This is a genomic window from Curtobacterium sp. MR_MD2014, assembly GCF_000772085.1.
GTDB lineage: Bacteria > Actinomycetota > Actinomycetes > Actinomycetales > Microbacteriaceae > Curtobacterium.
On sequence record NZ_CP009755.1, the window covers coordinates 585,339 to 604,023 of the forward strand.

The 18,685-nt window shown below is 72.6% G+C and carries 18 protein-coding genes; 6 read left to right on the plus strand and 12 right to left on the minus strand.

Going from position 1 to position 18,685, the window contains the following annotated elements:
- Positions 1 to 42: 42 nt before the first annotated feature.
- Positions 43 to 1,143 carry a phosphoribosylformylglycinamidine cyclo-ligase gene (gene purM / locus NI26_RS02815; protein ID WP_081984622.1) on the plus strand — a complete coding sequence of 367 codons (1,101 nt, stop codon included), beginning with the start codon at positions 43 to 45 and terminating at the stop codon, positions 1,141 to 1,143.
- A 498-nt stretch (positions 1,144 to 1,641) separates the two neighbouring features.
- On the opposite strand, the gene NI26_RS02820 is transcribed toward purM, so the two are convergent.
- From NI26_RS02820 to NI26_RS02865, 10 genes are all read right to left on the minus strand, one after another.
- A complete protein-coding gene (locus NI26_RS02820) occupies positions 1,642 to 1,863 on the minus strand; it encodes a DUF3073 domain-containing protein (RefSeq protein WP_066652157.1) in 222 nt (73 codons plus the stop codon).
- 169 nt (positions 1,864 to 2,032) lie between these two features.
- The gene (locus NI26_RS02825) at positions 2,033 to 2,473 is read right to left on the minus strand and encodes a DoxX family protein (RefSeq protein WP_066652159.1); all 441 of its coding nucleotides are present in this window, start codon (positions 2,471 to 2,473) and stop codon (positions 2,033 to 2,035) included.
- Positions 2,474 to 2,644: 171 nt separating this feature from the next.
- The gene (locus tag NI26_RS02830) at positions 2,645 to 2,911 is read right to left on the minus strand and encodes a DUF3072 domain-containing protein (RefSeq protein ID WP_066652161.1); all 267 of its coding nucleotides are present in this window, start codon (positions 2,909 to 2,911) and stop codon (positions 2,645 to 2,647) included.
- Between the two features lie 107 nt (positions 2,912 to 3,018).
- On the minus strand, positions 3,019 to 3,774 hold the full coding sequence (locus NI26_RS02835; RefSeq protein ID WP_144411229.1) for a hypothetical protein: 756 nt from the start codon (positions 3,772 to 3,774) through the stop codon (positions 3,019 to 3,021).
- 13 nt (positions 3,775 to 3,787) lie between these two features.
- A complete protein-coding gene (locus NI26_RS02840; protein WP_066652165.1) occupies positions 3,788 to 6,037 on the minus strand; it encodes an APC family permease in 2,250 nt (749 codons plus the stop codon).
- Between the two features lie 128 nt (positions 6,038 to 6,165).
- Positions 6,166 to 6,747 carry a PadR family transcriptional regulator gene (locus tag NI26_RS02845; RefSeq protein WP_066652167.1) on the minus strand — a complete coding sequence of 194 codons (582 nt, stop codon included), beginning with the start codon at positions 6,745 to 6,747 and terminating at the stop codon, positions 6,166 to 6,168.
- Positions 6,744 to 7,589: a DUF4097 family beta strand repeat-containing protein gene (locus NI26_RS02850; protein WP_066652169.1), complete on the minus strand. Its 846-nt coding sequence runs from the start codon at positions 7,587 to 7,589 to the stop codon at positions 6,744 to 6,746. The genes NI26_RS02845 and NI26_RS02850 overlap by 4 nt, the downstream gene beginning before the upstream one ends.
- 132 nt (positions 7,590 to 7,721) lie before the next feature.
- Positions 7,722 to 9,029, minus strand: a complete 1,308-nt coding sequence (locus NI26_RS02855; protein WP_066652171.1) for an ABC transporter substrate-binding protein — start codon at positions 9,027 to 9,029, stop codon at positions 7,722 to 7,724.
- A gap of 94 nt (positions 9,030 to 9,123) precedes the next feature.
- Positions 9,124 to 10,026 carry a carbohydrate ABC transporter permease gene (locus tag NI26_RS02860; RefSeq protein ID WP_066652173.1) on the minus strand — a complete coding sequence of 301 codons (903 nt, stop codon included), beginning with the start codon at positions 10,024 to 10,026 and terminating at the stop codon, positions 9,124 to 9,126.
- Positions 10,027 to 10,036: 10 nt separating this feature from the next.
- Positions 10,037 to 10,993 carry a carbohydrate ABC transporter permease gene (locus NI26_RS02865; protein WP_081984625.1) on the minus strand — a complete coding sequence of 319 codons (957 nt, stop codon included), beginning with the start codon at positions 10,991 to 10,993 and terminating at the stop codon, positions 10,037 to 10,039.
- 139 nt (positions 10,994 to 11,132) lie between these two features.
- Between NI26_RS02865 and NI26_RS02870 the strand changes: the two genes are divergently transcribed.
- From NI26_RS02870 to NI26_RS02885, 4 genes are read left to right on the plus strand one after another with little or no spacing between them, the layout of a single operon-like run.
- Positions 11,133 to 12,353 carry an ROK family transcriptional regulator gene (locus tag NI26_RS02870; RefSeq protein WP_066652175.1) on the plus strand — a complete coding sequence of 407 codons (1,221 nt, stop codon included), beginning with the start codon at positions 11,133 to 11,135 and terminating at the stop codon, positions 12,351 to 12,353.
- Positions 12,350 to 13,477, plus strand: a complete 1,128-nt coding sequence (locus NI26_RS02875; protein ID WP_066652177.1) for an ROK family protein — start codon at positions 12,350 to 12,352, stop codon at positions 13,475 to 13,477. The genes NI26_RS02870 and NI26_RS02875 overlap by 4 nt, the downstream gene beginning before the upstream one ends.
- Positions 13,474 to 14,490, plus strand: coding sequence for a Gfo/Idh/MocA family protein (locus NI26_RS02880; protein WP_066652184.1), 1,017 nt, complete (start codon positions 13,474 to 13,476; stop codon positions 14,488 to 14,490). Before NI26_RS02875 ends, NI26_RS02880 begins: the two co-directional genes overlap by 4 nt.
- On the plus strand, positions 14,487 to 15,518 hold the full coding sequence (locus NI26_RS02885) for a Gfo/Idh/MocA family protein (RefSeq protein ID WP_235426464.1): 1,032 nt from the start codon (positions 14,487 to 14,489) through the stop codon (positions 15,516 to 15,518). Before NI26_RS02880 ends, NI26_RS02885 begins: the two co-directional genes overlap by 4 nt.
- Before the next feature lie 91 nt (positions 15,519 to 15,609).
- Here the strand turns inward: NI26_RS02885 and NI26_RS02890 are convergent, their stop codons facing one another.
- Positions 15,610 to 16,479 (minus strand): sugar phosphate isomerase/epimerase family protein, encoded by an 870-nt coding sequence (locus tag NI26_RS02890; protein ID WP_081984628.1) that lies wholly within the window; start codon positions 16,477 to 16,479, stop codon positions 15,610 to 15,612.
- On the minus strand, positions 16,422 to 17,135 hold the full coding sequence (yczE, locus tag NI26_RS02895; RefSeq protein WP_200884130.1) for a membrane protein YczE: 714 nt from the start codon (positions 17,133 to 17,135) through the stop codon (positions 16,422 to 16,424). The genes NI26_RS02890 and yczE overlap by 58 nt, the downstream gene beginning before the upstream one ends.
- A gap of 61 nt (positions 17,136 to 17,196) precedes the next feature.
- Between yczE and yczR the strand changes: the two genes are divergently transcribed.
- Entirely contained in the window at positions 17,197 to 18,648 is a 1,452-nt protein-coding gene (yczR, locus tag NI26_RS02900; RefSeq protein WP_066652190.1) for a MocR-like transcription factor YczR, read from the plus strand.
- Positions 18,649 to 18,685 lie beyond the last annotated feature (37 nt).

Genomic DNA, 18,685 nt, shown 5'->3' on the forward strand with positions numbered 1-18,685 from the left:
GTGGTACCGAACAAGTCTGCCATGCTCCGCGGAGGACCACGCATGCCGAACCCGTACGCTGCCGCCGGTGTCGACACCGCCGCCGGTGACCTGGCCGTCGAACTCATGAAGTCCGCCGTCTCGGCGACCCACGACCCATCGGTGCTCGGTGGTGTCGGCGGGTTCGCCGGGCTCTACGACGTCTCGTTCCTCAAGGACTACGAGCGTCCGCTGCTCGCGACCTCGACCGACGGCGTCGGCACCAAGGTCGCCATCGCGCAGGCGATCGACAAGCACGACACGATCGGCCAGGACCTCGTCGGCATGGTCGTCGACGACATCGTCGTGGTGGGCGCGAAGCCGCTCTTCATGACGGACTACATCGCCTGCGGCCGGGTCGTGCCGAACCGCATCGCCGACATCGTCGCCGGCATCGCCCGCGGCTGCTCGGCGACCGGGACCGCCCTGGTCGGCGGCGAGACGGCGGAGCACCCGGGGCTGCTCGGGCCGGACGACTACGACGTGGCGGGTGCCGCGACCGGTGTCGTCGAGGCCGGACGCCAGCTCGGCGCGCACCTCGTCGAGGACGGCGACGTCGTCGTGGCGATCGAGTCCTCCGGGCTGCACTCGAACGGGTACTCGCTGGTCCGGCACATCCTGTCCGGCAAGGGCATCGGGTACACCGACCAGCTGCCGGAGTTCGGCGCGGGCGTCTCGGTGGGCGAAGCCCTGCTCGAGCCCACCCGGCTGTACACCGCGCCGCTGCTCGACCTGCTCGACGCCCGACCCGGCGTCGTCCACTCGCTGTCCCACGTCACCGGTGGTGGCATCGCCGCGAACCTGGCGCGGGTGCTGCCCGTCGGCACCTGGGTCGAGGTCGAGCGCTCGACGTGGACGCCCCCGACGGTGTTCCGGGTGCTCGCGGACATGGCGGGGACACCGGTGGAGGACACCGAGGGCACCTGGAACCTCGGCATCGGGATGTTCGCGGTCGTCGCGGCGTCCTCGGCATCGGCGGTGCTCGACGACCTGCGGGCCGTGGGGCTGCCCGCGTGGACGGTCGGCACGGTGTCGACCTCGGCGCGGAACCTGGACGGGTTCGAGCAGGGTGCCAAGGGCGTCGACGGGGGAGCGGTCCGACTCGTCGGTTCCTACGCGGGCTGAGGCGCACCGCCCCGACCTCGTCGGCCGCGCGGCGTCGTGCGGTCGCGCCGAGCTGACGGCGTCGTGCGGTCGCGCGGCGTCACCGTCTGCGCCGAGCTGACGGCGTCGGCGATGTTCCACCGGTACCGGCGCGGCCGTCCTGGTCGCACGACATGCCGCGTGCGATCGTTCGGGTCGCACGACATGCCGCTCATGTCGAAGGTGAGCGGCAAGTCGTGCGACCGAAGCTCGCCGCCGCGTGCGGTGGTGCGGCGAGGTCGACCCGCTCGGGCCGGCGTCGGCGATGTTCCACCGGTGCCGGCGCGGCCGTCCTGGTCGCACGACCTGCCGCGTGCGATCGTTCGGGTCGCGCGAACTGCCGCTCATGTCGAAGGTGAGTGGCAAGTCGTGCGACCAGGGCTCGAGCCCAGCGAGCTGGACGTGCCCGCCGACCGCCGGTGCCCGCGCACACGACGACGCCGCGCGACCCCGGAGGGTGCGCGGCGTCGACGGTCCGGGTCAGGCGGACTTGTCCTGGTCCTGCTGGGGCTCGAACTCGTCCTCGTCGTCGCCCGGTTCCTCACCGTACTGGTCAGCCCAGCGGTCGACGTAGGAGTTCTCGTCCGAGTGTTGCCCGGCGGAGAGCTCTCGCTCGAGCGCACCGTAGTTCGTGTCCGGACTGAAGTACTTCAGCTCCCGGGCGACCTTGGTGTGCTTTGCCTTCTGACGGCCGCGCCCCATGCGTGACCCCCTCGTGATCGGCTCTGGTCCGGTCCTGGCGGGTGCATGGTTGCCACCCGGGGAACCGAACGGTTCGTGGTTTGAAATCTGCCGATCACTCTACCATGTACCCCGTTCCCCACCTGCCCATCGGCGTCCCCCGTCGGCCGGTCGCAGAGGTGACCAGGGCTCACGCCGCGAGCGGCTCCGGCACGCCCCGCTTCCGCCGTGCCGAGCGCAGGACGAGGGCGTCGAGCGAGAACCGCCCGGGTCCGGTCAGGGCGATCGCGAGCGAGGCGACGGCGAGCACGAGCACGTACTCGAAGCCGCCGTCCTGGGCGAAGAAGCCGGCGGTCGCGTGGGCGAGCAGGCCCGCGACGACCATGTCGACCGCGAGCAGCAGTCCGACGACCCGTGTCGCGACGCCGACCACGAGCAGGATCCCGCCGACGAGCTCGAGGCCGGCGACGAGGGGTGCCGCGACCTCGGCGAGCGGGACGCCCATGCCCGAGAAGCCCTGCGCGACGCCGGGGATCCCCTGCGCGAACTTCTGGGCGCCGTGTGCGGTGAACACCACGCCGAGGACGATGCGGAGCGCGGTCAGGCCGATGGAGGTCGATGTCGTTCGCATGGCGAAGACGCTATGCGGTGACGTGTCATCGACCCGAGGCCCTCGGGGCATTGTCCGCACTCGGCCAGGGGGCACCCAGACGTCGGTCCGCCGAATCGGGGACCGACGCTCAGGAACGACCGACGCCGGTCCACCACAGCGGGGACCGGCGTCGGGCGACAGGGTGTCGCGTCAGGAGTCCGCGCCGCGCCCGGTCTGCTGCTGCAGGCGGTCGATGTGCTCGGACGCCTCGGCCTTGCTGAGGTCCGCGGGGAGCTCCTCGCCGGCCTCGCGGGCGAGGGTGTCGAGGTAGCTGCGCTGCGGGCCGGTCATGGGCTCGTCGCCGGTCACCCACTGCTCCGGGTCCTTGCTCGCGGTCGTCGAGGGGTCGGGACGCTCGCCGCCCAGGGTCTCGCCCTGGTGCGACTCGTCGGGGGTCTGGTCTGCTGCGTCGGTCATGGCGCTGAACCTACGCGCGACGCCGGACACGACACGCAGCGAGGACGTCCCCCAGGGGACGTCCGCCGGCACGCGGACCGGGCTCCCGACCAGGCGGACGGCGGCGCTCAGACCGGCGTCGCCGTGTAGCGCACGAGGTCCGGTCCGACGCCGCTCGTCGCGATCGGCACCTCGTCGCCGCCCTGCTCGATCCAGATCGTCGCCGCCCGCTCGTCGATCCGGACGACCTCGTGCAACGACCCGTCGATGAGCACCGCCGCCCGCACGGACACCTGCCCGGTGGACGCCCGGGGCGGCAGCCCGGCCACGTCGGCGTCGTACGCGGCGTACCGACCGGGGGAGAGGAACGGCGAGACCGGGGTGGTCACGACCTCGAGACCACCCTTGACGGCGCGCACGGCGACCAGGCGCACCGCCTGGTCGGTGGGTAGGGGGACGTCGACCACCGGGGCGTCGACCGGACCGGCCAGTGCACGGAAGGCGGGCCGACCGTCGGGGGCGAGCAGTCCCTCCAGGCCGTCGATCCGCACGCGACCGCGGCCACGCGAGTCGGCGTAGAGCCCCGGCTCGAGCCCGGAGCGGCGTGCCTCGAGCCGCGTGACCACGACGCGGTCCGGTCGGTACCAGTCGCGGAGTGTGGCCGGGTCGACCCAGCCGATGCTGGCGACCCCGCGGGCGAGGTCGGCGCGGTCGTCGGCGGGGCGTTCGTCGAGGGCTCCGAGCGGGTGCTCACCGCGCACGGCGACGAGTCCGGCGTACGGTCCGGCCACCGGTGGTTCGTGGTCGAGCACCTCGACGCGCTTCGACACCTTGCCGCCGTGGCCGTCGAAGGTCGCGAAGGTGCGCAGGTCGGAGATCGTCATGTCGCCGACGATGCTACGACCGGCCGCCGTCACGGCGTGCAGGTGTGGCGACGAGGAGGTGCACCTCGCCCGTGCACTGGGTCGGGTCGACGCCCTCCGCGGGACCGGCGGGACGCGACGCCCGCCGCGGCTGCAGGCCGTCGCGCTGCGCCGGCGACCCCACCGGCTGCAGGCTGTTCCGCTGGACGGACCGGAGCAGACGGTCCTCCTGCGCGTCGTGGTGGGACACGCCCTGCGGCGAGCGGCGGAGTGCCGGCCGGACCGGCTCACCGCGGCGTTCCTGCCCCGGCAGCGGACGGGAGCGCCGGCCGTAGAGCAGTTCCGACGAGTCGAGCAGCCACGGCACCAGGGCCACGGTCACCCCGTGCACCAGCAGGAGCTTCTTGCGGATCCGGCGCCCGCGGTGGTTGTGCAGCAGGGTCTCCCACCAGTGCCCGACGACGAAGACCGGCGTGTAGACGGTGACGACCTCGGACCCGTGCTCGGCCCGGTGCGCCTTGATGTACCGGATGAGCGGCATCGAGATGTCGCGGTAGGGACTCGGCACGACGGTGAGCGGGACCTCGATCCCGTGCTCGACCCACTGCTCCTGCAGCCGGCGGGCCTCGGCGTCGTCGATCGCGACGTGCACCGCCTCGAGTCCGGCGTGCTGTGCCGCGATGGCGTAGTCGATCGCCTTGAGCACCGGCTTCTGGAGTGTGTTGACGAGGACGATCGCGTGGTCGCCGGTCGCGCCGAACTGCGTGTCGACGTCCGCCTCGACCTCGTGCGAGACGTCGCGGTAGTACCGGTTGACGCCGAGCATGAGGACGAACAGCACGGGCATGATCACGAACACGAGCCAGGCGCCGTGCGTGAACTTCGTGATGGTGACGACGACGAGCACGACGAAGGTGGAGGTCGCGCCGATCGCGTTGATCGTCAGCGAGCGCCACACCTGTCCGCGGTCGACGGGCTCGTCCGCGCTGCCGTCGCGGTCCGAGCGCAGCAGGCGCAGCCAGTGCCGGACCATGCCGGTCTGGCCGAGCGTGAACGACACGAAGACGCCGATGATGTACAGCTGGATGAGACTCGTGACGTTCGCGCGGTAGACCACGAGCAGCGCGACCGCGACGAGCGCGAGCACGATGACGCCGTTCGAGTAGATGAGGCGGTCGCCGCGGGTCGACAGGGCCTTCGGCGCGTAGGAGTCCCGCGCCAGGATCGAGCCGAGCAGCGGGAAGCCGTTGAAGGCCGTGTTCGCGGCGAGGAGCAGGACCGCGGCCGTCGTCGCCTGGACGACGAAGAACAGCACGCTGCCGCCACCGAAGGTCGCGGCGGCGATCTGCGCGATGAGCGAGCGCTGCGGTGTGGTCGCGCACGCGGTGAAGCCCTGCAGGTCGCACGCGCGCTCGGCGTAGTGCACGTGCGAGACGAGCGCGAGCGTGATGAGCCCGACGAACAGCACGATCGCGATCGAGCCCATGAGCACCAGCGTCGTCTGGGCGTTGCGGATCTTCGGGCGACGGAAGGCCTGCACGCCGTTCGCGATCGCCTCGACACCGGTCAGGGCCGAGCAGCCGGACGCGAACGCGCGCAGGAGCAGCAGCACGAAGGCCGCCTGCGTCGTGTGCTCGACGTTGTCGATCGTGTACGCGGCGGACTCGGCGACGGGGGCGTTGCCGAGGGCGGTGCGGACCAGGCCGGTGACGACCATGACGAACACCGAGCCGACGAACAGGTAGGTCGGCACCGCGAACGCCTTGCTCGACTCGCGGACGCCGCGCAGGTTCACCCCGGCGAGCAGCACGACGAAGGCGACCGCGAGCTCGACGCGGAACGGGTCGAGTGTCGGCAGGGCCGAGATGATGTTGTCCACGCCCGAGGCCACCGACACGGCGACCGTCATGACGTAGTCGACGAGCAGCGCGCTCGCCACGACGAGGCCGGCCTTCTCGCCGAGGTTCCGGTGGGCGACCTCGTAGTCGCCACCGCCGGACGGGTAGGCCTTGACGAGCTGCCGGTAGGACGCGACGACCACGACGAGCAGCAGCACCACCACGGCCGCGACCCACGGGGCGAAGGTCAGGAACGCCATCCCGCCGAGCAGCAGGATCATGAGGAGCTCCTGCGGGGCGTACGCCACGCTCGACAGCGGGTCGCTCGCGAAGATCGGCAGCGCCAGGTGCTTCGGGAGGAGCTGTCCCTCGAGCTTCTCGGAGGGCAGGGGATCGCCGATCAGTCGCGCCTTGAGCGACCGGATCTCGTTCGTCACGAGCGGCAAACCTACTCAGTTGCGCGCCCGAGTCAACACTGTGGGAACGGACAGGCGGCGACGGCCGTGCGCCGGACGCACGTCGACGGGCAGCGGACGGGAGGCGCGGCTCGCCACCACCCGTCCGCCGGCGGCCGTCAGACGGAGCGGCGCAGGGCCTCCAGGCCGTCCCGCAGGCGCGTCACCGTGTCCTCGGTGAGCGTCCCGCGCGTCGCGCGGCGACGCAGGTCCGCCCGGACCTGCTGCCGGAACGCGGCGATCGCCATCTCGACCTCGCGCAGGGCGCGGGCGCCCTCCGTCGGGACGTCGACGGGCTCGTCGGCGGTCTGACCGCGCGGGGCCTGGGCGCTCGCGGCGAGGTCCGCTCGGAGCGAGCGCATGGCCTCGCCGACCGAGGCGCGGACGCCGTCGGCCAGGGACCGCACCGAGTCGGCGACCCCGGACTCGACCGCGGCGAGCTCCTCGGCGCGGGCGTCGAGCTCGGCGCGGCCGGCGTCGGTGATCGCGTACACGGTCTTGCGGCCGTCGACGGTCTTGGTGACGAGCCCCTCGGACTCGAGCTTGGCGAGCCGCGGGTACACGGTGCCGGCGCTCGGGACGTACGCGCCGCCGAAGCGCTCGCCGAGGGCCTGGATGAGCTCGTAGCCGTGCATGGGGCGGTCGGCGAGCATGGCGAGCAGTGACAGGCGCAGGTGACCGTGCGCGAAGACGGGGCTCATTCGGACGCCTCCGCGCCGGTCGGGGCGTCCGTCGGGGCGGCCGGGGCGGGCGGGGCGTGCAGGACCGCGACGTCGCCCGAGACCGAGTTGACCTTGAGGTCGAGCCACTGCCCGCTCAGCTCGCCGCCCTGCTTGACGTACGAGCCGCGGACGCCGCGGATCTCGGAGTCGTCGAACTGCAGCTTGCCGGACGCGGTGCTGACGGTGCAGCGGTAGGGGACGCCGTCCTCGAGCCGGACGCTCACCGAACCGGACACGGTGTTGATGCGTGCGGCGTCCGGGGTGCCCTGCAGGTCGAGCACCACGTCGGCGTTCACCCCGTCGGCCGTGAGGCGCGGGATCGCGCCCGTCGCCACGACGTCGCCCGACACGGTGCGGACCGTCAGTGCGCCGTCGAGGTCGCGGACCGTGGTCGCCCCGGAGACGGCGTGCACGGCGAGGTCGCCCGCGAGCCCGTCGACGACGACGTCGCCCGAGACGGTGTTCACCGAGGCGCCGCGGTTCGTGCCGGAGAGCAGCGCCCCCGCGGAGACGACGCCGACCGTGACCCGTGCGTCGCGGGGGACCAGCACGCTGACGTCGGCGGTGGCGCGACCGCGGAACGACCTGAGGAAGCCGAGCGGGTCGTCCCACCGGACCTGCGGGTGGTCGATGGTGAGCGTGTCGCCGTCCAGCTCGATCTTGAGCGGCTTGCCGGACACGCCGTGCACCTCCACCCGGGCGGTCGGTTCGTCGTGGGCCACGACGTCGACCTGCCCACCGGCGAGCCCGACGCGCAGGGCGCGGACGATGCCGGTGTCGATCACCTTGGGCTCCTCGACGAGCCACTTCTCCTGGGCCATGTTGCCTCCTCGAACTCGCGATGTATCGCGTGTGTGGAGTCACGGTACATCGCGAGTGACCCGTTGTCACCAGGCCAGGATGCAGGACGGCCCCGCTCCCGGTGGGGAGCGGGGCCGTCCTGCGGAGCGGGCCTACTTCGCGGCGTCGTCCAGCGCCGCCTGTGCCTTCTCCGCCGCCGCGTCGAGGGCCTCCTTCGGGCTGGTCTTCAGCAGCATCGCGGACTGCAGCTGCGTCGACAGCGCCGCGCTCACCTCGCCGTACGCGGTGATCGACGGACGGGCCTTGGCGTACTCGAGCTCGTCGGCGAAGGCCTTGAGGCGCGGGTTCTCGTCCAGGTACTGCTTCCACGTCGCGTTGTCCGCCGTGGCCTGGTTCGCGGGGAGCAGGCCGGTCGCGATGTCCCACTTCGCCTGGGTGTCCGGGCTGAGCCACCACTGCAGGAACTTCCACGAGGCGTCCTGCTTCGCGGTCGTCGTCTCGATGATGTACGAGTTGTTCGTGCCGAGGTTCATCGCCGGCTCCTCGATGCCCGGGAGCGGGAAGACACCGACGTTCTCCTTGCCGAGCGTGCTGTCGATGGTCGACAGGTCGTACGCGCCGGTGATCGCCATCGCGGCCTTCTTCGACGTGAGCGCGGGGACGGCGCCGTTCGTCGAGGTGGTCAGGAGCGACTGCGGGTAGGCCGAGCCGTCCTGCAGCATGTCCGTCCACGCGGTGAGGGCCTTCACGCCCGCGTCGCTGTTGAACTCGACCTTGGTGTTGTCCTCGTTGAGGAAGTCGCCGCCGGCACCCCAGAGCATCGACTGCCACGTGAAGACCGGCCACTCACCGGTACCGATCGGCAGGTAGGCGCCGTACTGGGTCGTGCCCTTGGTGAGCTTCTTCGCGTCGTCCTGGAACTCCGCCCACGTCGTCGGGGTGTCGGTGATGCCCGCGGCCTTGAACATCTCCTTGTTGTAGACGACGGCGTAGTCGCCGATGTCGGTCGGCAGCGTGTACTGCTTACCGTCGAACTCGCCGGTCGAGAGCATGCCCTCGGTGAAGCTGTCCTTCGTGACGTCTCCGCTCGACAGGTGGTCCTCGAGCGGCAGGACCTTGCCGGTCTGGATCACCTCGCCGGTCTGCTGCGGGGTGCTGTCACCGAGCACCATGTCGGGACCGGTGTCGTTCTTCAGCGCGTTGATGAGCTTCGCGTCGAACTGGTCGGACGAGGCCGCGTACTGGGGCTGGACGTCGATCTCGTCCTGCGAGGAGTTGTACTCGTCGATGAGCTTCTTCACCTCGGTGGCCTGCGGCCCCGTGTAGTTGTGCCAGACCGTGATCGTGGTCTTGCCGCCGCTGCCGCCGGAGTTGCCGGTGACGGAGCCGCCGGAACACCCGGACAGGGCCAGTGCGGCACCCACGGCGAGGGCCGTGGCGCCGAGCAGTCGCTTGCGCATGAGTCGTCCTTTCTCGGACTTCGGGTGGAGCGAAGGGTGCCTCCGCGTGGAGCGGAGGGTGATGAGGAGGAGTGGAGCGAGGGGCGGTGCGGGATCAGCGGAGTCCGCCGGCCATGGCCGACACGATCTGCTTCTGGAAGATGATGAAGACGATGAAGACCGGCAGGATCGCCAGCGTCGAGCCGGCCATCAGCAGGTTGAAGCTCTGGCTCGCGTTCGCGGACTGCAGCTGCGTGAGGCCGACGGAGACGGTGAAGAACTCCGTCCGCGACGCCACGAGGAACTGGAAGAAGAAGTTGTTCCAGTTGTAGACGAACGACAGGACCGCGAAGGACCCGATCATCGGCGTCGCCATCGGCGTCACGACGGACCACATCCGCCGCCACACCCCGGCACCGTCCACCCGGCTGGCGTCCTCGATCTCGCTCGGGAACGACGTGAAGAACTGCCGGAAGAGGAAGGTGCCGAGGATCGACGGGATGTTCGGGACGATGAGGCCCTGGTAGCTGTTCAGCCAGTGCAGCGAGGACAGCAGGGTGATGAGGGGCGTGAACACGACCTCGAACGGCACGAGGAGCGCGGCGAGCAGGACGACGAAGACGATGTTCTTGCCGGGGAACTTCAGGCGCGAGAACGCGAAGCCCGCAGCCAGGCTCGTCACGATCTGCCCGAGGGTGGTCGCGATCGCCACGACCGTCGAGTTGAAGAAGTACAGCCCGAAGGGAGCGACGGTGAAGATGTCGGTGTAGTTCGACAGCTCCCACTGCCGCGGCAGGAAGGTCGGCGGGAAGGCGAGCGCCTCCTCCGAGGACTTGAAGCTCGTCAGCAGCATCCAGAGGAACGGGCCGAAGAACAGCACGACCGCGACGAGCAGGATGACGTGCCGCAGGACGGCGGGTGAGTGCTTGCGGAACAGCACGCCGAACGGGCGGCTGCGGTGCGGACGGGAGGCGCGGTGTGCGTCCGCCGGGAGGGTGCGGGAGGCGATCTGGGTCACGGTGGCGGTCCTAGTTCAGCTCGACGGGATCGCGGCGGTTGATGACCCGCAGCTGGACGACCGCGACGAGGATGCCGACGATGAGCAGGAGCACGGCGGCAGCGCTGGCCGAGCCACCGTGGAAGAACACGAAGCCCTGGTTGTAGATGTAGTAGAGGATCGTCTCGCTCGAGTTGATCGGGCCGCCCTGGGTCAGGACGTAGACCTGCGTGAAGACCTGCAGCGCGCCGATCACGCCGGTGATCGCGAGGAAGCCCGTGGTCGGGGCGACCAGGGGGAGCGAGATCCGGAAGAAGCGGCGGATCGGCCCGGCGCCGTCGAGCGTCGCGGCCTCCATGTAGGACGCCGGGATGTTCGTGAGCGCGGCCGAGTAGATGATCATCGTGTAGCCGACGCCCTGCCAGATCGAGAACACGATCACCGAGACCAGGGCCCACGGCTCGGACGTCAGGAAGCCGATCGGGGGAGCACCGAGCGCGGTGACCACGCCGTTCACCAGACCGCCGAGCGGCGACAGGATGAAGCTGAAGATCAGTGCGCTGCCGACGATCGGGGCGATGTACGGCACGAACAGCAGTGCCCGGTAGACGCCGCGACCGCGGAACGGCTGCGCCAGCAGTGCCGCGAAGAACAGCCCGAGGGCCATCGTGATCGGCACCACGACCACCACGTACAGCGCCGTGTTGCCGGCCGCCCGGACGAACTCGCCGTCCTGGAACAGCCCGGTGAAGTTCGACAGGCCGACGAAGCCGTTCGTCTCGCCGGACGCGGGGTTCCAGTCGGTGAACGAGTAGAAGACGGTCTGCGCCAGTGGGTACAGGTAGAACAGCGCCAGCAGCACCGTCGTCGGGGCGATGAGCACGTAGCCCGCTCGGCCCTCGCGTCGTTCCATCCGGCTCGCGTCCGCAGTGGACGACCGTCGACCGGGGACACGCACCCGGGCCGGGTTCTCAACCGCACTCGTCATGCGGACCTCCTCTTGGCTCGTCGTTGAACGCTAGGAATCGGCTGTTTCGAGCAGATTACCGTTCGATCACCAAAAGTAAACAGTCGAATCTGCAACGACTTCGTTCGATAATCGACCGTTTCGTCGCTACAGTGTCGGCATGCACGAGCAGCACTTCCAGGACATGGACCGGAACCCCGGGTCCGTCGGGGACGTCCTCCGACTGATCCGCGTCTCGGACACGACCTCGCGCTCGAGCATCGCCAGGAGCACCGGACTCGCACCGTCCACGGCCTCGGCCCGGGTCGACGCACTGACCGCGCTCGGGCTCGTGCGCGAGAGCGGCGCCGAGGGGTCCCGCGGCGGCCGGCGTGCCCGGCGGCTCGAACTCGTGGCGGACGCCGGCTTCGTCGCCGCGGCCGACCTCGGCGCCCACCACGTGCGCATCGTGCTCACCGACCTGGCCGGCCGGATCGTCGCCGACACCGACGCCCTCGAGCACGGCGCCGCGACGGTGCCCGTCGCCGCCGGACCGCGGGCGTCGGTCGCCGCGCTGTGGGACCGGTTCGTCGAGCTCGCCCGCGACGCCGGCCTCGACACGACCCGCTTCCGCGGCGCCGCGATCAGCGTCCCCGCGCCCGTGTCGTACCCGGGCGGCAGCATCGCGACCCCGTCGTTCGAGCCGTCGTGGCACGGTGCCGTGCTGCCCGAGCTCTTCGCCGAGCACACCGACGCCCCCGTCCTCGTCGAGAACGACGCGAACCTCATCGCCCTGGCCGAGCGTCCGGGCCCCGACCGCACGGGCACGCTCGTCGCGGTGAAGCTCGGCACCCGCATCGGCTCGGGGGTGCTGCTCGACGGGCGCCTGCACCGCGGGGTGAGCGGTGCCGCCGGCGAGATCAGCCACACCCCGGTCGACGGCCAGGCCGCGATCGGCTGCACCTGCGGCGTGCCGGACTGCCTCGAGTCGGTGGCGTCCGGGGGAGCGATCGTGGCGCGGCTGCGCGCGGGCGGACGGCAGGTCGGCGGGACGAGCGACGTGCTCGCGCTCGCGGCGCAGGGCGACGCGGTCGTCCTCGACGAGCTCCGCCGGGCGGGGGAGCACATCGGCCGCGTGCTCTCCGGCATCGTGAACTTCTGCAACCCGAGCGAGGTCGTGCTGGCGGGGGCGATGTCGGCGTCGTCCGTCCTGGTCGCGACGATCCGCGGGGAGCTCTACCGGTCGTGCCTGCCGATGGTCGCGGACGCCCTCGACGTCCGGGCGAGCTCGTCCCCGCGCGACGCCGGCATCCGCGGGGCGACGGTGCTCGCGATCGACGAGGTGCTCGCACCGGCACGCGTCGACGAACTCGCCCGCGCGGCGACGGAGCGGACGGCATGAGCGCCGCGGGCACGGGCTCGCACGGCGGCCGGGAGTCATCGGGCGCGGTCGTCGCCGTCGACGTCGGCGGCACCACCGTCAAGGGGATGGTCCGGGTCGGTGACGTCGTCCTCGACCGCGCGGTCGTCCCCACCCTGGCGCCGGTCGCGGCGACCGACGCGCACGCGGCGGCCATGGACGCCGCCGTGGGCGGTCCGGCGCTCGCCGCCGTCACCGCCGTCGTCGACCGACTCGCCGCAGCCGCAGCCGCCGCCGGGCACCCGCTCGCCGCCATCGGTCTCTGCGCGCCCGGGGTCGTCGACGCCGAGACCGGGACGGTGGTCGTCGCGGTCAACCTCGACTGGCACGACCTGCCCCTCGCCGGACTCCTGCGCGACCGGTACGGCGTCCCCGTCGCCGTCGCGCACGACGCCCGCGCTGCCGCGACGGCTGAGATCGCAGCACGCACCGCGGCGGGCCGGGACGTCGCCGAGCTGGTCTTCATCCCGATCGGGACCGGCGTCTCCGCGAGCCTGGTCGTCGACGGGCGCCTGGTGGTCGGGGCAGCCGGAGGTGCCGGCGAGGTCGGACACGTGTGCGTCCGACCGGGCGGCGAGCCCTGCACGTGCGGGCAGCGCGGGTGCGTCGAGGTGTACGCCTCCGCACGGAACATCCGACGGCGCTACCGCGCGGCCGGCGGTACGATCGACGGCGCGACCGAGGAGATCGTCGCCGCCGTGGACACCGACCCCGTGGCCGCCGCGGTCTGGGCCGACGCGGTCGACGCGCTCGCCGCCGGGATCGCGATCCTGTCCGCCGTGCTCGACCCGGCGGTGGTCGTCGTCGGCGGCGGACTCGGCGGGTCCGGGGAACGCCTGCTCGCCCCGCTGCGCACCGCGGTGGACGCGCGGCTCGGCTGGCGTCCCGCGCCCCGCATCGAGCAGTCCCTCGCGGGCGCCGGTGCCGGCCTGGCGGGAGCAGCCCTGCTCGCCCGCACCGCTGCGCAGTCGACCGCAGCGCAGTCGACCGCAGCGCAGTCGACCGCAGCGCAGTCGGCCCCTGCGCCGCCTGCCGCCACCACCGCTGCCCACGGCGCCGAACCCACCACGGACACCGCACCACCACGAACCAGGAGGACCCCATGACCGCTCAGCGACTCCGGATCGGCCTCGTCGGCGCGGGGGTGATCGCCCACGCGCACCTGCCGAACCTGCTCCGGATCGGGGACGTCGTCGTCTTCTCCGAGGTCGGCGCCGAGGACCTCGTCGCAGCACACGGCGGCGAGGTGGTCGACTCGCTCGACGAACTCCTCGCCCGCGTCGACGTGGTGGACGTCGTCGTCCCCACGTACGCCCACGCCGAGGTCGTGCGCGCGGCGCTCGCCGCCGGCAAGGACGTCATCAGCGAGAAGCCGCTCGCCCGCACCGACGCGGACGCCGACGACCTGGTCCGGCTCGCGCACGAGGCCGGTCGCCAGCTCTACCCGGCACACGTGGTCCGCTACTTCCCCGAGTACGTCCGTCTCAAGGCCGCGGTCGAGGCCGGGCAGCTCGGCGAACTGGCCGTCCTGCGGTTCGTCCGCTCGGGTGCGTTCCCGACCCGCTCCGCCTGGTTCGCCGACCCCGAGCTCTCGGGCGGCATCATCATGGACCAGATGATCCACGACCTGGACATCGCACGGTGGATCGCCGGCGACGTCGTCCGGGTCAGCGCGGTGCACGTCCGCAAGGGCACCGTCGACCACCCGGTCGAGGCGGCGCACGTGCTGCTCACCCACGCGTCCGGGGCGATCAGCCACGTCGCGGGCATCTGGGGGCCGGCGCACCTGCCGTTCGTCACCGAGTTCTCCGCCACCGGCACCCTCGGGTCCCTGTCGCACGACTCCCGCGCCGAGCGGAACTACACGGCGGAGCTCCTCGACGAAGCCGGGGTCGGCGGCGACCTGCCCGAGCTCGACCCCGCCGAGGACCCGTACTTCCTCGAGATCCGCGAGTACCTCGGGGCCTTCCGTGGCGGCGTGGTGCCCCGCGTGTCCGCCGAGGACGGCGCCACCGCGGTCCGCATCGTCAACGCCGCGCTGCGGTCGGTCGCGACGGGGCAGCCCGTCGACCTCGAGCCCGCCCCGGCGGCCGGGACGCACGAGGGGGCGACGGCGTGACCGCCCTGCGCATCGGCGTGCTGTCCTTCGCGCACACGCACGCCCTGTCCTACCTGTCCGCGCTGCAGGCGATGCCCGACGTCGAGGTCGTCGGCACCGACCCGGACGGCACCTCGACGGGCACCGACCTGGTCGACCTGCGCGGTCGTGCACTCGCGGATGCCCTCGGGGTCGCGTACGTCGACACCGTCGAGGAGCTGCTGGCGAGCGGGGTCGACGCCGTGGTGGTCACGAGCGAGAACGCCCGGCACCGTGCCCTGGTCGAACAGGCCGCCGCCGCCGGGGCCCACGTGCTGTGCGAGAAGCCGCTCGCCACGACCTGGGAGGACGGGCTCGCGATGCGCGCCGCCGCCGAGGCCGCCGGCGTGCTGCTCATGGTCGCCTTCCCGGTCCGCTTCGCGAGCACCTTCGCCCGGCTCGCCGCGACGAAGCGGTCCGGCCGCCTCGGCGAGGTGTTCTCGGTCCGCGGTGCCAACAACGGCATGCTGCCGCTGACCCGCTCGTGGTTCACGGAACCCGGACTGTCCGGCGGCGGCGCGATCGTCGACCACGTCGTGCACATCGCGGACCTGCTCGACGAGCTCCTGGACGGCACGCCGGCCGAGACCGTCACGGCGGTCACGAACCGGGTGCTGCACGCGTCGCGTGCGCAGGCCGAGACCGCCGGTCTGGTCACCATCACCTACGCCGACGGCACGATCGCGGCGATCGACTGCTCGTGGAGCCGTCCGGACACCTCGCCGACGTGGGGTGGGCTGGCCCTCACCGTCGTCGGGACCGAGGGATCGGTGGACGTCGACTTCTTCCGGCCCAGCGTCCGCGGGCTCGACGCCGCGAGCGGCCGGTCGGTCGTCCTGCCCTACGGGCCGGACTTCGACGCCGCGATGCTCGACAGGTTCGTCGCCGCGGTGCGCTCCGGCGAGCAGCCCCAGCCCGACGCGGCCGTGGGACTGCGCACCCTGGCGATCGTGCTGGCAGCGCAGGAGTCGGCCGCGACCGGCGAGACGGTGCGGGTGCGGTCCGTCTGACCCGACCCGCTGACGGCCTGGAGGCGCGGTGCCGGCCGGTGCCGCGCCTCCAGGCCGTCAGCGGGTGCGGCCCGACCGCCGGGCGGTCGCGTCAGGAGCCACCGGCCGCCGCCCACAGGCGGCGTGCGTTCGCGAGTCCGCGCTCGACCGCGTCGACGTCGTCCTCGAGTCCCTCGAACTCGATCGACACCGGCCCGTCGAACCCGCTGGCGACGATCCGCTCGACGATCCGTCCGAGCGGCAGGTCGCCGTGCCCGACCACCGTGCCGAGGACGGCGCGACCGGCCAGCGTGGTGAGCCACCCGTCGGCCGCCGGCGGGGTCTCGCGCACCAGGAAGTCCTTGAGGTGCACGACCGCCGCGACCGGCAGCACCCGCTGCACCGCGCGCAGCGGGTCGTCGTCGAGGCAGACGAAGTTGCCGACGTCGAGCAGCGCGCGGAAGCCCGGGTGGTCGACCTCGTGCACCAGTCGCAGGATCCGCTCGCTGTCGTTGAAGGCGAAGCCGTGGTTCTCGACCATCGTCGTGATGCCGAGCGTCGCGGCGTGCTCGGCGACCGCGCGGCAGACCGGCACCACCTGCGCGAGCACCCGCTCGAACTCCGCGTGGTCGGCGTCCCGCCAGGCCCAGGGGACGACGTCGTGGCGGAGGTGCGTGATCCCGAGCCGGTGTGCGACGTCGAGGTGATCGTGGACGCGGGCGACCTCGGCGTCGACGGTCGCCGGGTCCGAGAAGTCCGCACCGATCACGTGGTTCGCGAGCCCGATCCCGCGGGCGGCGGCGTGCTCGCGCAACCGGTCGACGAGCTCGGGCTGCCGGGGGAGGTCGTCGCCGAACCCGCCCGCGGCGATCTCGAGGTGCTCGCCACCGGCGTCGGCGACCCGGTCGACGACGTCGAGGATCGTCAGTGCACCGCGCTGGAGCGAGCGGGCGTAGCTGTAGGAGGACACTCCGAGTCGCATGGCGCGACCCTAGCCGCAGTCGGTGCGCCGCCACCAGGGGTGCTGCCCTGGCGTTGCCGGGACCACGGCAGGCGGCGGAAGAGCGGCATGAGCGGCTGCACCATCGGGCCGATCGCGAACGCCGCGACCACCGTGCCGACCCCGACGTCGCCGCCGAGGAGCCACCCCACCACGACGACGGTGACCTCGATGACCGTGCGGGCGAGCCACAGCGGCCAGCCGAACCGCTCGTGCACGCCGACCATCAGGCCGTCCCGGGCACCGGTGCCGAGCCCGGCGCCGATGTAGCAGGCCGTCGCGACGGCGAGCAGCGCGAGCCCCGCGGCGAACAGCAGGATCCGGGGGACCAGGCCGTCGGGCTCCGGAACGAGCCACAGCACCAGGTCGGCCGACGGGCCGATCGCCAGCACGTTGCAGAGCGTGCCGATGCCGGGCTTCTGGCGGAGCGGGATCCAGAGCAGCAGGATGACGACGCTCGACGCCACGGTGATGACGCCGAACGACCAGGGCAGCACGTTCTCCAGGCCCTGCGTCAGGACCGTCCACGATCCGACGCCGACCACGGCGCGGACCTGCAGCGCGGTCGAGGCGCCGTAGAGGAAGAGCCCGACGGCGAGCTGGACGGAGCGGAGCACGAGGGCGGTGGAGCGGCGCATGCACCGATGCTCCCGCCGGATTGGCCTGGCCGTCGAGAGCCAATCGGGCTAGCGTGGCCCCGTGCCCCCGGTCTCCCTCAGCGCCCGTGCCGCCGCCCTCCTGCTCGCCGACTGGCGGGACGGCACCGACGCCCCCGCGTACGAGGCCCTGTCCGACGCCGTCCGCGTGCTCGTCATCGACGGCCGGGTGCCGCTGGGCGTCCGGTTGCCCGCCGAACGCGGGCTCGCCGAGGCCCTCGGCGTCTCCCGGACGACCGTCGCGAACGCCTACGCCCGGCTGCGGGACGACGGGTTCGTGGTGTCGCTGCGCGGGTCCGGCAGCGTCGTGCACCTGCCGCGCGACCTGGCCGGTCGGCCCGACCCCGAGCGACTCGGCGGCGTGGTGCCCGGGGACCTGCTCGACCTGCGGAAGGCCGCCCTGCACGCCGCACCCGAGGTCGCCGACGCCGTCGAGCGGGCGGTCCGGTCCGTGCCCGCCGCGCTCGCCGGCATCGGCTACGACACCGTCGGTGACCCCGGGCTCCGCGCAGCGATCGCGGACCGGTACACCGAGCGCGGGTTGCCCACCGACCCCTCACAGGTGGTCGTCACGATCGGTGCCCAGCACGCGATCGCACTGCTCGCCCGCGTGCTCGTGCGCCGCGGCGACACCGTGCTCGTCGAGTCGCCGACGTACCCGCACGCGCACGAGGCCTTCCGCGAGGCCGGTGCCCGACTCGTCGGCGTGCCCGTCGACGCCCGCGCCGGCTGGGACGCGGCAGCGCTCGAGACGACCCTGCGCCGGACGGCCCCGGCGGTCGCCTACGTCATGCCCGAGCTCCACAACCCGACCGGGGCGACCATGACGGCGGACACCCGGCGGCTGCTGCTCGACGTCGCCGCGACGACCGGCACGACCGTGGTCGCCGACGAGACGATGGGGGAGCTCCGCATCGACGGGGACCCCGCGCCGCCGCTCGCCGCGGCCGACCCGTCGGGCGCCTCGGTCGTGATGATCGGCTCCGCCGCGAAGGTCTTCTGGGGCGGCCTGCGCATCGGTTGGGTCCGGGCCGCACCGGAGCTCCTCCAGCGCCTGCTGCTCGCCCGCCCGACGGGCGACCTCGGCACGCCGGTCCTCGACCAGCTCGTCGCGCGCGAGCTCGTGCCGCGCACGGCGGCCGTCCTGGAGGGGCGGCGCACCTTCCTGCGCGCCGGTCGCGACGAGCTCGTGGCCGGCCTGCGCGCCCGGCTGCCCGAGTGGGACGTCCCGTCGCCGGCAGGCGGGTTGACGACGTGGGTCGGGCTCGGCCGTCCGGTGTCGAGCGCACTCGTCCTGGCCGCGCGGGCCGAGGGGGTGCTCCTGGCATCGGGTGGGGTGTTCGGCCCCGACGGCGGGTTCGAGCGGTTCCTCCGGGTGCCCTGGACGACGGCCGCGGCGGACCGGGAGCGCCTGGTCGACGTGCTCGGGCGCGCGTGGTCGCGGATCGGTGGCGAGGCAGCAGGCGCCCGGGGGTCGCTCGCCGCGGTGGTCTGAACGCCCGGTCGTCCACAGGTGCACGTTCGTCCACGGA